General features: G+C 66.2%; 14 protein-coding genes. 6 read left to right on the forward strand and 8 right to left on the reverse strand.

The genetic code is table 11. The features are described from left to right. Window positions 1-2 precede the first annotated feature (2 nt). On the forward strand, window positions 3-1,481 hold the full coding sequence (locus tag BFL43_RS22565) for an MFS transporter (RefSeq protein ID WP_084894978.1): 1,479 nt from the start codon (window positions 3-5) through the stop codon (window positions 1,479-1,481). A 10-nt stretch (window positions 1,482-1,491) separates the two neighbouring features. On the opposite strand, the gene BFL43_RS22570 is transcribed toward BFL43_RS22565, so the two are convergent. After that, window positions 1,492-2,037 (reverse strand): GNAT family N-acetyltransferase, encoded by a 546-nt coding sequence (locus BFL43_RS22570; protein WP_084894981.1) that lies wholly within the window; start codon window positions 2,035-2,037, stop codon window positions 1,492-1,494. A gap of 72 nt (window positions 2,038-2,109) precedes the next feature. Between BFL43_RS22570 and BFL43_RS22575 the strand changes: the two genes are divergently transcribed. Both BFL43_RS22575 and BFL43_RS22580 read left to right on the forward strand, forming a co-directional pair. Beyond that, complete coding sequence (locus BFL43_RS22575; protein WP_084894982.1) at window positions 2,110-4,137, forward strand: DUF6541 family protein; 2,028 nt, start codon at window positions 2,110-2,112, stop codon at window positions 4,135-4,137. Then, complete coding sequence (locus BFL43_RS22580; protein ID WP_084894983.1) at window positions 4,137-5,069, forward strand: NAD-dependent epimerase/dehydratase family protein; 933 nt, start codon at window positions 4,137-4,139, stop codon at window positions 5,067-5,069. The genes BFL43_RS22575 and BFL43_RS22580 overlap by 1 nt, the downstream gene beginning before the upstream one ends. Window positions 5,070-5,232: 163 nt before the next feature. Here BFL43_RS22580 and rfbB read toward each other — a convergent pair whose 3' ends face one another. Beyond that, entirely contained in the window at window positions 5,233-6,237 is a 1,005-nt protein-coding gene (rfbB, locus tag BFL43_RS22585; RefSeq protein ID WP_084895238.1) for a dTDP-glucose 4,6-dehydratase, read from the reverse strand. An 85-nt stretch (window positions 6,238-6,322) separates the two neighbouring features. Between rfbB and rfbA the strand changes: the two genes are divergently transcribed. Together rfbA and rfbC are read left to right on the forward strand one after the other, a co-directional pair. Continuing rightward, window positions 6,323-7,198: a glucose-1-phosphate thymidylyltransferase RfbA gene (rfbA, locus tag BFL43_RS22590; protein WP_084894984.1), complete on the forward strand. Its 876-nt coding sequence runs from the start codon at window positions 6,323-6,325 to the stop codon at window positions 7,196-7,198. 5 nt (window positions 7,199-7,203) lie between these two features. After that, the gene (rfbC, locus tag BFL43_RS22595; RefSeq protein ID WP_084894987.1) at window positions 7,204-7,824 is read left to right on the forward strand and encodes a dTDP-4-dehydrorhamnose 3,5-epimerase; all 621 of its coding nucleotides are present in this window, start codon (window positions 7,204-7,206) and stop codon (window positions 7,822-7,824) included. Between the two features lie 11 nt (window positions 7,825-7,835). On the opposite strand, the gene BFL43_RS22600 is transcribed toward rfbC, so the two are convergent. The 5 genes from BFL43_RS22600 to BFL43_RS22620 are packed head-to-tail and all read right to left on the reverse strand — an operon-like array spanning window position 7,836 to window position 12,538. Then, a complete protein-coding gene (locus tag BFL43_RS22600) occupies window positions 7,836-8,435 on the reverse strand; it encodes an ATP-binding cassette domain-containing protein (RefSeq protein WP_084894988.1) in 600 nt (199 codons plus the stop codon). Further along, a complete protein-coding gene (locus tag BFL43_RS22605; protein ID WP_240498428.1) occupies window positions 8,432-9,193 on the reverse strand; it encodes an ATP-binding cassette domain-containing protein in 762 nt (253 codons plus the stop codon). Before BFL43_RS22605 ends, BFL43_RS22600 begins: the two co-directional genes overlap by 4 nt. Further along, on the reverse strand, window positions 9,190-10,014 hold the full coding sequence (locus BFL43_RS22610; RefSeq protein ID WP_084894992.1) for an ABC transporter permease: 825 nt from the start codon (window positions 10,012-10,014) through the stop codon (window positions 9,190-9,192). Before BFL43_RS22610 ends, BFL43_RS22605 begins: the two co-directional genes overlap by 4 nt. Further along, on the reverse strand, window positions 10,011-11,015 hold the full coding sequence (locus BFL43_RS22615; protein ID WP_240498429.1) for an ABC transporter permease: 1,005 nt from the start codon (window positions 11,013-11,015) through the stop codon (window positions 10,011-10,013). Before BFL43_RS22615 ends, BFL43_RS22610 begins: the two co-directional genes overlap by 4 nt. After that, the gene (locus tag BFL43_RS22620; protein WP_084895242.1) at window positions 10,988-12,538 is read right to left on the reverse strand and encodes an ABC transporter substrate-binding protein; all 1,551 of its coding nucleotides are present in this window, start codon (window positions 12,536-12,538) and stop codon (window positions 10,988-10,990) included. Before BFL43_RS22620 ends, BFL43_RS22615 begins: the two co-directional genes overlap by 28 nt. Window positions 12,539-12,679: 141 nt before the next feature. Here BFL43_RS22620 and BFL43_RS22625 point away from each other — a divergent pair, with 141 nt between their 5' ends. Beyond that, on the forward strand, window positions 12,680-12,997 hold the full coding sequence (locus tag BFL43_RS22625) for a metalloregulator ArsR/SmtB family transcription factor (RefSeq protein WP_084839266.1): 318 nt from the start codon (window positions 12,680-12,682) through the stop codon (window positions 12,995-12,997). Window positions 12,998-13,086: 89 nt separating this feature from the next. Here the strand turns inward: BFL43_RS22625 and BFL43_RS22630 are convergent, their stop codons facing one another. Next, a complete protein-coding gene (locus BFL43_RS22630) occupies window positions 13,087-13,437 on the reverse strand; it encodes a DUF2304 domain-containing protein (RefSeq protein ID WP_084894994.1) in 351 nt (116 codons plus the stop codon). Between the last annotated feature and the right edge of the window lie 3 nt (window positions 13,438-13,440).

Raw genomic sequence — 13,440 nt, forward strand, 5'->3', positions numbered from 1 at the left:
CCATGACCGCTCCGCAGGCCCCGGCTGCCCCGACTCGTAACAGCTGGCTGACGCTGGTCGCGATGACCGGCAGCCTGTCGATGATCATGCTCGACCAGACCGTCGTCACGGTCGCATTGCCGACGATGACCCGGGATCTGCCACTGTCGCCGACCGGTCAGCAGTGGGTGGTCAACGCCTACGTGCTCGCGATGGCCGCGACCGTGGCCCTCGGCGGAAAGCTGGGAGCCAAATACGGTCCCGTCACCACCTTCCGCGCAGGCGTCGCCATCTTCTTCCTGGCTTCGGCCATGTGCGGGCTCGCCCCGTCCGGCTCGTTCGGTGAGGAGTGGATCATCATCGCCCGCTCGACCCAGGGGCTGGGAGCGGCGCTGATGATGCCGGTGAGCGCGACCATCGTGATGGGCGCATTCCCGTTGTCCATGCGCGGGAAGGCAATGGCCGTCTACGTGGGTATCAGCCAGATCTTCCTGGCCGTTGGTCCGTTGCTCGGTGGCGCACTCACCGAATGGGTCAGCTGGCGTGCGGTGTTCTGGCTGAACGTGCCGGTCGGGATCATTGCGTTGCTGCTGGTGGCCAGGGCTCGTCCCGATAACGCGAAGCAGCCGTCGTCGGTGATCAAGCCGATCCCGGTGGCGCTGATGATCATCGGTCTCGGCGTGAGTGTGTACGCCATCCAGCAGGCGGGCACCTGGGGATGGGGATCGACCAAGACGCTCGGACTCCTGACCGCAGGCATCGTCGTCACGGTGATCTTCGTCTGGTCGCAGCTCAAGACGTCCGACCCACTCGTGCAGGTCCAGTTGCTCGCGCGCCGGGCATTCCTCGGCAACGTGACGGTGCTGTTCGCGACCCAGTTCAGTCTGCTCGCGATTGTTCTCTACTCGACTCTCTACGTACAGGATCTGCTGGATTACAGCCCGATGATGGCCGGCGTCGCGGCACTGCCGCTGATCTTTCCCCTGGCGGTGGGCGCTCAGCTGGCCGGTCGCTGGTACGACAAGCAGGGGGTGCGGCCACCGGTGATCGTCGGCATGGCGGTGGCCACGGTGGGTGTGGTCGTGTGGGCGGCCACGTTCTCGCAACTCGAGTACGTCGTGCAGATACCGGGCATGGTGATCACCGGGTTCGGCCTGGGACTGGTCTTCTCACCGGTCAACACCGACGCCCTGGGTCGGGTCGGGGCCGCCGAACGAGCGCAGGCCTCGGGCATCGTGCAGACCGTTCGTCAACTCGGCGGCACGCTTGGTGTCGCGGTGATCGGCGCGATCGTGTTGGCCCAGCAACGCGAGGGCACCCAGGCGGCCCACTCGAGCCAGAATCCGAAGCAGGAGATCATCGACAACTCGGCGGACGCCATCGCGATCGGATTCTACGCTGCAGCAGCGGTATTCGCGGTCGGCCTCGTCGCGTCGTACTTCCTGCTCTCCAAGGAGCGAGTGGTCGAAGATCCCGACAGTGTTCCGGCCGAGAGCTTTTGACCGATCGGTGTCAGATCGCCCCCCGGTCGGTCCGCAGGAGTCCATGAACCACCAGGTCGTGCCTTTGGCCGTTCCGGCCGAGGACGGCCGAACGCAACACCCCCTCCTCGACGAAGCCGCATCGGTGGGCAACGATGCGCGAGGCCGTATTCGAAGCGTATGCGTCGAGACCGACTCGGACGGCCCCGATCTGCCACGAATACCCGATGAGCAGCCGGGTCGCACGGGTGGCCACACCCCGGCCCCGGGCGTGCGGCGCCACCGAATATCCGATCTTGGTGACAGCATCCTCGTCCTCGGCGCGTAGCCCGCACAGCCCGAGGAAATCGTCGCCAGGATCAACGATGGCGAGGTCGAAACCCGGCCACACCCTGGTCGATCTGCTCTCGACGAAATCGCGGGCGTCCGCCTCGGTGTAGGGCTGCGGTACAACGGTGAACTCCGCGGTGACCGGATCCTGGCTGGCTGCGAGCACCGACGGGATATCGCCCGCCTCGAGCGGTCGCAGCGTGATCACGTCATCGGCGATCGTCGGAATACGGCGCGGCCAGTCCATGTGCCCACGGTAATGCCGAGACGGCCTCGTTTAAGGTTCAACGTGAACCTGTAGACGACGAATGGGAATTGCATGCTCTTGGCCGCTTGGGTCACGGTGGTCACCGCGGTGATCTTGATCGTGCCCGGTGCCCTCGTCGGTCGGCGGATGGCTTTACCCTGGCCGGTCGCGGTGGCGGCCGCAGCGCCGCTGACCTTCGGCATGGTGGGTGTGTTCACCGTTCTGTACGGCGTGGTCGGTATCCCGTGGAACCTGCTGACCGCGCTGTTGATGGTCCTGGTGTGCTGGTTCATCGCCTGGGGCTGGGACATCGCCGGTCGCAGGATCGGGTTGCTCGCGCCCACCCCTGTCGACGCCGACGCTCCGCAACTCGGCAGGCCGGCGCTCCTCGGGATGATCGCCGGGGTCCTGCTCGGCGCGGTCATCGTCGTGCTCACCTCGATCCGCAGGCTGATGGGCACCACGTTCCTCGGTCTGAACAACATCTCGCAGGTGTGGGACGCGCTCTGGCACGCGGACGCCCTGCAGTGGATCCATCAGACAGGCGATGCATCCGCACTGCACATGGGTGACCTGATGAATTACGACACCCACGGCTTCAACTACTACCCCAACACCTGGCATGCGCTCGGGTCGCTGCTGTACCCGCTGACCGGCGCGGACACGGTCGAGCTCTTCAACATGTACTCGCCGGCGGTCCTGGCGTTCACCCTGCCGATCAGCGTCGGCGCCACGGCGTACTGGCTGGGTCGCACCAGGCTGGCCCCGGACCGGGCGGCCGTCTTCGCCGCTGTGGGCGCCGCGATCACCGCGGTGTTCCCGTCCCTGCCCTACGTCGAACTCGCTTTCACCTCGGTCCCCAATGCCGTCGGCGTCTCGCTCGCGCCGGTGACGGCAGTGCTCTTGGCCACGGCGATCAGTGATCGCCGCCGGATCCTGCCCGCGGCGCTGGCCATCGCGGGTACCGCGGCCACCCACCCATCCGGTCTGGTGGTCGTGGCTGTCATCGTCGGGCTGTGGTGGTTGCTGCAGAGGCTCCCGAATCCGGTCCGGGGACGACTGGCCGACGTCGCGACGCTGGCGGTCACCGGGGTCGTCGCCCTGGTCCTGATCAGTCCGGTCATCATCGGCACGTTGAAGATCTCCGAGAACAACGAACTGGCCGGATTCGAGTTCCGCGACGACCAGGCGAATCTGGCGACCGCGCTGACCCGGGCGACGTTCCAGGGCACAGAACTGCTGGGAAGCCAGTACCCGCTGCTCTATCTGCTGATCCCGGCTGCCATCGGCTTCGGCTGGCTGATCTGGTCGCGGAATTGGGGCATCGCCGCAGCGTGGCTGGTGTTCATCGCGACGACCACCAACGCCATCTACGAGATCGGCGGTCCGGTGTCGCGGGTCCTCGGCACCCTCGGCGGGTACTTCTACAACTCCCCGCACCGGTTGACCTTCGTGGTGTCGATCTTCACCGCGATCGCTGCAGGTATCGGTGTCGGGGTGCTGGTGCTCGGGGCGGTCCGGCTGGTCGGCCGCACCGATCGGGTGCGCAGTCCGCTCCTGCTCCCGACCGCGACTGTGGTGGCGTTGCTGTTGGTCATGGGAGCGGGCGCCGTGCGATACGCGGGAAACAGCGAGATCGCGGCGCAATACCGTAGCGAGGCACGAATCGGACTCGAGGACGTCGCCGCCTACAAGTGGCTCGCCGAGCAGCCGGGCGCACGGGACACGGTGATCTTGAACAACCTCGATCAGGGCAGCGGCTGGATGTATCCGGTGGCCGATCTGACCCCGCTCTTCCCGTTCTACCGGGCCAACGACTTCAGCCAACGCCAGGCCGACCTCTACTGGAACGTGGGAGACATCGGACGCGACCCCGCCATCGACCAAACCGTGCGGGACCTGAACATCCGCTACGTCTTCGACAGCCCGCCGAGCTACTGGTGGTTCCAGAACGGTCCGCAGAATCTGGCCGAGGGCGTATTCGGGGATCCCTTCCTGACGTTGCGCGACGCGGGTGCCCCTGGTCTCCGGGAGATCTATCGGCAAGGAGACGTGACCATCTTCGAGGTCACCGAGGACGTACGGAACGGAAGCAACTGATGCGCACCATGGTCACCGGCGGTGCCGGATTCATCGGATCGACATTGACCGACCGCCTGCTCGCCGACGGAAACGACGTTGTCGTGCTCGACGACTTCTCGCGGGGAAGCAGACAGAACCTCGCCGCCGCCATCGCCGCGGGTGCTGAGGTGATCGAGGGCGACCTGACCGCACTCGACCTCGATTCGATGGTGGCGCAGGCGAAGCCCGAGGTCATCTTCCATCTGGCCGCACAGATCGATGTCCGGGCGTCGGTGGTCGATCCGGTCTTCGATGCCCAGGTCAACGTCCTCGGTACGGTACGTCTGGCCGAGGCGGCGCGACAGGCGGGAGTCCGCAAGGTCGTGTTCACCTCCTCGGGTGGCTCGATTTACGGTTCGCCGGAACACCTTCCGGTCACCGAGTCGGTTCCTGTCGCGCCGATGAGTCCCTACGCTGCGGCGAAGGTCAGTGGCGAGGTCTACCTCAACATGTACCGGTCGCTCTACGGACTCGACTGCTCCCACATCGCTCCGGCGAATGTCTATGGGCCGCGCCAGGATCCGCACGGAGAGGCGGGCGTGGTCGCGATCTTCGCCCGCAACCTGCTGACCGGTGCGCCGACCAAGTTGTTCGGGGACGGCGGCAACACCCGTGACTACGTCTTCGTCGACGACGTCGTCGCTGCATTCGTGTTGGCGGCGGGCGAAGTCGGCGGCGGTACGCGGTTCAACGTCGGAACCGGTGTCCAGACCTCCGATCGCGCACTGCACACTCTGGTCGCCGAATCAGCGGGGGCAGCAGACGATCCCACATTCGAACCGGCACGTCTCGGCGACGTACGGGAATCGGCGATCGACGGATCGCTGGCAGGCGAGGTCCTCGGCTGGCGGCCTGAGGTCGCCCTCGCAGAGGGTGTTCGACGTACGGTTGATTACTTCCGCACCGCCTGACTTGCGCCGACCCGTGCCGATATCACCGCCGGCCGTGCCCTTGAATCATTCGACCGTGCCCTTATTCGGGTCGACCGTGCCGAAAAGTGTTGCGCAGCAGTAGTAAAGGCCCGCTCGGGGGTGTTTTCGGCACGGTCGGGGGTGGTAAGGGCCCGCTCGGTGGCTAGGTGATCGCCTTCTCGGTGGCGGCGTATTTGTTTTCGACCTGGTCTTTGAGCGGTTGCCACCAGTCGGGGTTGTTGCGGTACCAGGCGATGGTGTCGGTGAGGCCGCTGCGGAAGTCGGTGAATTGGGGTTGCCAGCCGAGTTCGGTGCGTAGGCGGTGTGAGTCGATGGCGTAGCGCAGGTCGTGGCCGGGGCGGTCGGTGACGAAGTCGAAGGCGTCTTTTGGTTGGCCGGTGAGTTCGAGGATGGTTTCGATGACGGTGCGGTTGTCGACTTCGCCGTCGGCGCCGATGAGGTAGGTCTCGCCGATGGTGCCTTTGTCGATGATGGTCCAGACGGCGTCGTTGTGGTCGTGGACGTGGATCCAGTCGCGGACGTTGGTGCCGTGGCCGTAGAGCTTGGGGCGGATGCCGGCCAGGACGTTGGTGATCTGGCGGGGGATGAATTTTTCGATGTGTTGGTAGGGGCCGTAGTTGTTGGAGCAGTTGGAGATGGTGGCCCCGATGCCGAAGGAGCGGACCCAGGCGCGTACGAGGAGGTCGCTGCCGGCTTTGGTGGCCGAGTAGGGGCTCGAGGGGTTGTAGGCGGTGGCTTCGGTGAAGCGGGCGGGGTCGTCGAGGGCGAGGTCGCCGTAGACCTCGTCGGTGCTGATGTGGTGGTAGCGGACGTCGTGGGCGCGGACGGCTTCGAGGAGGGAGAAGGTGCCGACGAGGTTGGTGTGGACGAATGCCGAGGGGTCGGCGAGGGAGTTGTCGTTGTGGGATTCGGCGGCGAAGTGGACGACGAGGTCGGTGTCGGCGACGAGTCGGTCGACGAGGGTGGTGTCGGCTATGTCACCTTCGATGAGTTCGATCTGGTCGGCGACCGGGGCCAGGGATGCGGCGTTGGCGGCGTAGGTCATCGCGTCGAGGACGCGGACCTGCACGTCCGGCCGGGTGGCGAGTGTTCGGTGCACAAAGTTCGCGCCGATGAAGCCCGCTCCACCGGTGATCAATACCCGCATGACAATCCTTCGTTCGGTTGCCGCAACCTTACCCAGCACGATCGTCACCGGTCATGTGGCGGGCTCCGGCCTTAAGGTGTGACGTATGCGTGGAATCATCCTGGCCGGGGGAACCGGAACTCGGCTGCATCCCATAACTCAAGGTGTCAGCAAACAATTGGTCCCGGTCTATGACAAACCGATGATCTACTATCCGTTGACGACGCTGATGCTCGCGGGTATTCGGGAAATCTTGATAATCACCACTCCGCATGACGAACAGGCATTTCGATCACTGCTCGGCGACGGCAGCCAATTCGGGCTGACTCTGACCTACCGGGTTCAGGAGAGCCCTGACGGCCTGGCGCAGGCCTTTGTCCTCGGTGCCGACCACATCGGCTCCGACTCGGTGGCGCTGGTCCTCGGCGACAATATTTTTTACGGCCCGGGTTTGGGTTCGCAACTGGGACGATTCCATGACATCGAAGGCGGCGCAGTCTTCGCTTATTGGGTGCGTAATCCCCAGGCTTATGGCGTGGTCGATTTCAACAGCGACGGCACAGCGATCGATCTGCAAGAAAAGCCGGAGAAACCCAAGTCCAATTTTGCGGTTCCGGGTTTGTATTTCTATGACAACAACGTTGTCGAGATTGCGGCGAACCTCGAGCCCAGTGCGCGCGGCGAGTACGAGATCACCGACGTCAACCGCGCCTACCTCGACAAAGGCCTACTCCAGGTCGAGGTGCTGCCACGCGGCACAGCGTGGCTCGACACCGGCACCTTCGACTCGCTGCTCGATGCCGGCAACTTCGTCCGCACCGTCGAAGAACGTCAAGGACTCAAGATCGCCGTCCCCGAAGAAGTCGCGTGGCGCCGCGGTTTCATCGACGACGACCAGCTCCGCGCGCGGGCGCAGGGCCTGACCAAATCGGGATACGGCACCTACCTTCTCGATCTCCTCGAACGCGGTAAGGAACACTGACACTCATGCTGATCGAACCGCTGGCCATCGATGGCGCCTGGAAGATCACCCCGAAGAAGTTCGGTGATCCGCGCGGCCTGTTCATGGAAGCCTTTCGCGCTGACGTGCTCTCCGAGGCCATCGGGCACCCGTTCGACCTGCAGCAGCAGAACCTGTCGGTGTCGGCAGCAGGTGTGCTGCGCGGTGTCCATTTCGCTGATGTCCCACCGGGACAAGCGAAGTACGTGAGCTGTCCGCGCGGGGCGATCTTCGACGTCGTCGTCGACATCCGGGTCGGGTCGCCGACCTTCGGTGCCTGGGACGGAGTGCTCCTCGATGACGTCGACCGTCGTGCGGTGTACGTGGGTGAGGGACTCGGCCACGCCTTCGTCTCGCTCGAAGACGATTCGGTGGTCACCTATCTGTGCTCGACCGGTTACAACCCGACCGGCGAACACGGTATCCACCCCCTCGATCCCGAGGTCGGCATCGAGTTCCCGACCACCGCCCGCGACGGCTCCCCGCTGCAGTTCACGTTGTCGGACAAAGACACCGACGCCCCGAGTCTCTCCGAAGCCCGCTCGATGGGACTGCTGCCCGGCCACGATGACGTCGCTGCCTTCCTCCGCGGACTCGCCGAAAGCTGATCTCCGCACTCTCAGAGCAGTTCGGTTGTGGTCGAACACAACTCGTCGATGATGTCGGGATCGTGGCTGACCAGCACGATGCCGGTGCCACCGGCGGCGATCGACCGCAGCATCGTCACGACATCGGCGGATGCGATGGGGTCGAGCATCGCGGTGGGCTCGTCGCACATCAGATAGCGCGGCTGCTGCACCAGCGCGCGGGCCAGGCAGGCGCGTTGCAATTGACCGTCGCTGACCTGGGAGGGGAACCGGGAGAGCAGCTCCCGGTCCAGCCCGGTCCGTCGGGCGAACAACACGGGATCGACGCGGCGGCGGGTGATGTCACCCGGTTCGGTGATGATGCGCGCCAGCGTCCATCTCGGGTTGCAGACGAGCCTGGGGTGCTGGTCGAGCATCGCGATGGATCCCACCGGGGCGAGCGGGTCACCGTCGAAGAGAACAGTGCCGGAGTCCGGGCGGCGCAACCCGGCGAGCAACCGCAGCAGCGTGGTCTTGCCGGTGCCGGAGCGCCCGTAGATACCGCTGATCGCGGCGGTCGGGACCGCGAAGTCCTTGCCGTCCAGCACGATGTGATCGCCGAAGCGGACGGTCACGTTCTCGGCCGAGATCATGCCTGCACTCCTGCGAACAATCGGCCGATGTAGCCGTCGGCACTGGACAGCACCCGCGTCGGAGCGTCCTGCAGGACGACCTCGCCGACGCGCATGACGGCGACGGAATCGCAGATCTGCGAGCGAAGCAAGGACTTGAGTTCGTGCGTGACCACCAGCACCGCGCATCCGTCGTCGGCGATCGCGCGCAGCAGTTTCCACACCAGGTCTGCGAGGTCTGGGTCGAGTGCGGAGGTGGGTTCGTCGGCGATGACGAGTGCAGGCCGGCCGGCGATGGCCGCGGCGATGGCGGCGCGCTGGGCCATCCCCCCGGACAGTTCATGCGGGTACAACGTCAAAGCGTCCTTCGGAAGCCCGACCAGGGCGGCCAATTCTGCGGCGTCGCGGTCACTCTCGAGAATCCGGACAACCTCGGCGAGTTGTGATCCCAGGGTCCGGACGGGCGTGAACGACGTCGCGGGCGACTGTGGGACCAGGCCGACCGTCCGTCCGCGCAGGGCACGCCACCGACGTTCGTCCTCGAATGCGATGGTGTCGTCGCCGATCACCAGTTCGCCGGTTGCCGACGAACCCGGCGGTAGCAATCCGCACAACGCCAGAGCCACCAGGGATTTGCCGCAGCCCGATTCGCCGACGAGCGCGGTGACCTGACCACCCTCGACGTCGAGGTCGACGCCCCGCAGGCCGGCCACGAGATCGCGGTGTCGACCTCGGGTCGCGATTTTCACGCCGAAGCGGCGCAGGTGCGCTGCGCTCACCAGACCTGCCCTCCCGGGGGTTGCATCTGCTTACGCAGGATCGAGCCACCGGCGGCGAATGCGAGTGCGGTGACGATCAACGCCATCGCGGGGACGACGAGGGTCCACCACGCTCCCAGCATCACATCGCCTCGCGCCTGTCCGAGCAGGGTGCCGAGACTCGCGCGGTCGGGGGACAGTCCGACGCCGAGGAACGACAACGTCGACTCATGCCAGACAGCATGGGGGAGCAGCATCATCATCGCGACCAGGGCCTGTCCACCTACCGCCGGCAGAAGGTGGTTGCGGGCGACGAACCAGCGACCCGCACCGGCGAGCCGCGCGGACTTGACCCATCCCGCTTCGGCGTTCGACAGCAGTTCGGCCCGCACGACCCGCGCGACCGACGGCCAGTGGGTCAGAGAGATCGACAGGATGATCGCCAGTGGATCACCGCGCCAGAGTGCAGCGATGACGATCCCGACGACGAGGTGGGGAAGCGCGTTGACCCCGTCGACAATGCGCATCACCACCGCGTCGACCCAGCCGCCGGCCGCGATCGATCCGACCCCGACGACCACTCCGAGCAGCGTCGCCGCCACCGCGCAGATCGCGGCGATCACCAGGGAGATACGCAGTCCCTGCGCGGTTCTCACCAGTAGGTCATAGCCGGAATGGTCGGTGCCGAATGGGTGCCCCGACCCCGGGGCCTGCAGGGCCGTAGCGAAATCGGCGACCTGATCACCCGCTGCCATCGGTATGACGATGGCGAGCAGTGCGATCGCTGCGACCAGCAACCACGGCCAGCCGAGCCGCAGTCGCGTGGCGATCATGGTGGTCATGCGCGCATCCCGATCCTGGGGTCCAGTGCGGTGGCCGCGGCGTCGGACAGGGCGGAGCCGAGCAGTACGGCCAGGGCTGCGCCGACGGTCAGGGTGGCCAACAGTGAGAAGTCCAGAGCCGACGCGGATTCGACGAGCACCGCTGCGACGCCGGGCCAGCCGAAAACCGTCTCCACGATGGCGGCGCCGGCGATCACCTCGGGAAGTCGGGTGCCGAGCAGGGCCAGGGTCGGCGCGATCGAGGAGGGCACGATGTGGCCCTTGAGCAAGGTCCAGCCGTGGATGCCGCGGGCCCGTGCAGCGCGGATGGCATCCGTACCGGCGGTGTCGACGACGGCAGCTCTCGTGGTCAGCAACAGCCAGGGCACCTGCGAGATGGTCAGTGCGACAAAGGGAAGTACCGCGTGAGCGACGATCCCGCCGACCGTGTACGGATCGCCTGGTGAGCGGGCTCCCGACGTCGGGAACAGGCCGAGGCCGACAGCCAGCACCGCGACCAGCACCAGCGACACCACGAATGGCGGGACTGCGGCGAAGGTGGCCGACAACGCCGAGCAGATCTTGTCGAGCACTCCGCCGCGACGCATCCCGGCCAACGCGCCCAGGGTGACCGCGATGAGGGTCGCGGCGACCAGGGCGGCGACCGACAGGCCCAGGGTGAACGGCATCCGCTGGGCGAGAACCGCCTCGACGGATTGCGACTGCGTCGACGACCAGCCGAGGTCGCCGGTGAACAGGTCACCGAGCCAGTGCCACCAGGCGGTGTACCAGGAGACGTCGGTGTCGTAGGCGGCCTGCACCGCCTGCCGCTGTGACAGGGTCGCCGACTGGTAGTTGTCCCCGAGATAGACCGCCAGTGGATCGAAGGGCGAGAGCGAGGCGATCGCGAACATCGCCGCCGACACCGCCAGCGTCACCGGAACCGCGATCACCGTGCGGATACCCAGCAGGCGCGCGGCAGGCGCGAGGCGGCTCACCGCGTCCAGGCGGCGGTATGCCACCACGGGCCCCAGGCGACCCCGTGGGAGTGCGGCTCGAGGATCGGGGGGCTCTGCTGCCAGCGCAGATCCCGGTAGGCGTACGTGTGGTCGAGGAACGCGAGGAACACATACGACGGCTCGGCCATGTACAGCGACTGGATCTGCCGATATCTCGCGTCGTTCTCCGGCGAGGGCGCCGACTCGCGGGCCTGCTCCAGTACGGTGTCCATCCCAGGCGGGGCGAAGTCACCCGGATTCGAGTACGGCGACGAATCCGGCACGCGGGTGTGCAGGGTGTCGAACACCTGCGAGTCGATGCTGTACGGCGTTGCTCCGCCGCCGAGCACGACCGCTGAGGTACCCAGCAACGTCTCGATGTCGTCCCAACTGCTGCCCCGCGGAGTGACCTTGATACCAAGCGGCTGCATGGCGGCTGCGAAGGCGACTGCCAGGTTGCGACGCAGGGTGTCCTGAGCGTTGTAGAGCAGTTCGAATGAGGCTTCTCGACCGTCCTTCTCACGGATGCCGCCCGGCCCCGCGACCCATCCTGCGGCATCGAGTACGGATTCGGCGCCGGTGGCGTCGAACGCGAACTCGGCGTCGGGGTTGAAGGCGTCACCGTAGACCGCCGCGACGGGCGTGCTGGCGGCGCGGCCGTGGCCATCGAGGACATCGGTGATCACGGCCTCGCGGTCGATGCCGAGGTTCATCGCCAGCCGGGCCCGCGGGTCGGCGGTGAACGGGTTCTCTGCGGGAAATGACACCCCGCGCCAGTCGGCGGATTGGACGCCCACGGTTTCTACACCATCGCGATTGCTGACCGCTGCAAGCATTTTCGGGGGGAGGCTCACGCCGTCGACCTCGCCGGCCGCGATCCGCTGAGCTCGGGTGTTGTCATCGGGTGTGTAGGTGAACACCAGCGACGTCACCTCGGGGGCCGCACCCCAGTAGTCCTCGCGTGCAGTCATCACCGCCTGGTCGGGCCGCAGACTCTCCAGCGCGTACGGACCGGTGCCCACCGGCGCGGTGTTCAGGGCCCAGTCGGCGGCGGGGGCGTCTTCGATCTTCTCCGAGGGGGCGATACCGAGCAGTAGGTAGGGCGAGGGGTCTGCGTCGGTGTCCATGGTGACCACGACAGCGCCTGATCCATCGGCCCTGATGCCGACGATGGGGGTGAAGTTGGTGGAGATCTCCGACGCCACAACAGGATTGCGCACCGCGGCGTAGGTCGCGACCACATCCGCCGAGTCGAGGGCGGACCCGTCCGAGAATCTCACCCCGGCCCGCAACGGTAGTCGCCACTCTCGTGGGGCGATCAGTTCGGGCTCTGAGGTTGCCAGCGACGGAACAAGATCCGGCAAGCGGTCGTCGGTGTCGGCTTGCGGTCGGAGCAGGCCTTCGTAGATCGGCGAGACGCCGAGTTCGCCGTAGCCGGCGACCGGGTTGTAGCCGCCGAGTTCCTGGCTGTCGGCGAGAACGATGCGATCCGGTCGCTCGTCCCGCGTTCCCGAGCAGGCGCCGATGGCGAGTGCGGCAGCGCTCATCACGACCACCGCCCGCAGGCCACTTCGACGCACCGTCAGATCCCTTCGACACCGATATGTGTCTGTGCAGACACATTAACGCGTGTCGTACCCTAACACCGGACGCAGCGGACGGCAGTACGAGCGGCGAAGGGACTGGCGATGGCCGGGCACCAGCACACCGAGATCGATGGGTGGGCCAATCGCTTTGCGCTGCTTTCGGATTCCACCCGGCTGAGTCTGCTGACCCACATGCACGAGCATCCGGGGGCCACCGTCAGCGAGCTGGCCGACGCTGCATCGATCACGGAGAACGCGGCGTCACAATCGTTGCGCGCCCTGCGCGCCCAGGGCTGGGTCACCACCACCAAATCCGGGCGGACCGTTCATTACCGGATCGTTCCCGACGCCATCGTCCACCGGATCCTGCACGACATCATGGGCGCCGAACACGCGGAGCATTCAGCGCACGAGCACTGAACGGACTGGGGATTCTCGGCCCCGTCAGGGATGTCGGAGGGGAATGTGCCCTCGGTGGCTACTCAGGGGGACGAAATTCGCGGCCGACCTCAATCTTCGTCTGGCTGGTTCTCCAATTTCGCGTTCTGCAGCGCGATCGCGCGGGCCAGGCGGGCGTACTTGATCTCCAGGTCGCGGAACCGCAGGTAGGTGCTGATCGTGGTGAACGCGAACGCGACGACGAGGCAGTACAGCACCAGGTCGGTGCCGCGCCCGACGCCGACCCAGCCGGCGAGAGTGGTCAGGTCGTCGGGCCGCAGCAAGGCGTAGACACCGAACGCCAGGAAGCCGAGGAACGCGAGTTTGACCCAGGCCGAGGCGCGGGCGTTGCCGCGCTGGGTGATGAAGTAGCCGACCAGTGCGATGACGAACAGGATGAGGATGATCTGGATTGCCAGCATGGT

This window comes from Williamsia sp. 1135 (genome assembly GCF_002095395.1).
In the GTDB taxonomy this organism is placed as follows: Bacteria; Actinomycetota; Actinomycetes; order Mycobacteriales; family Mycobacteriaceae; genus Williamsia.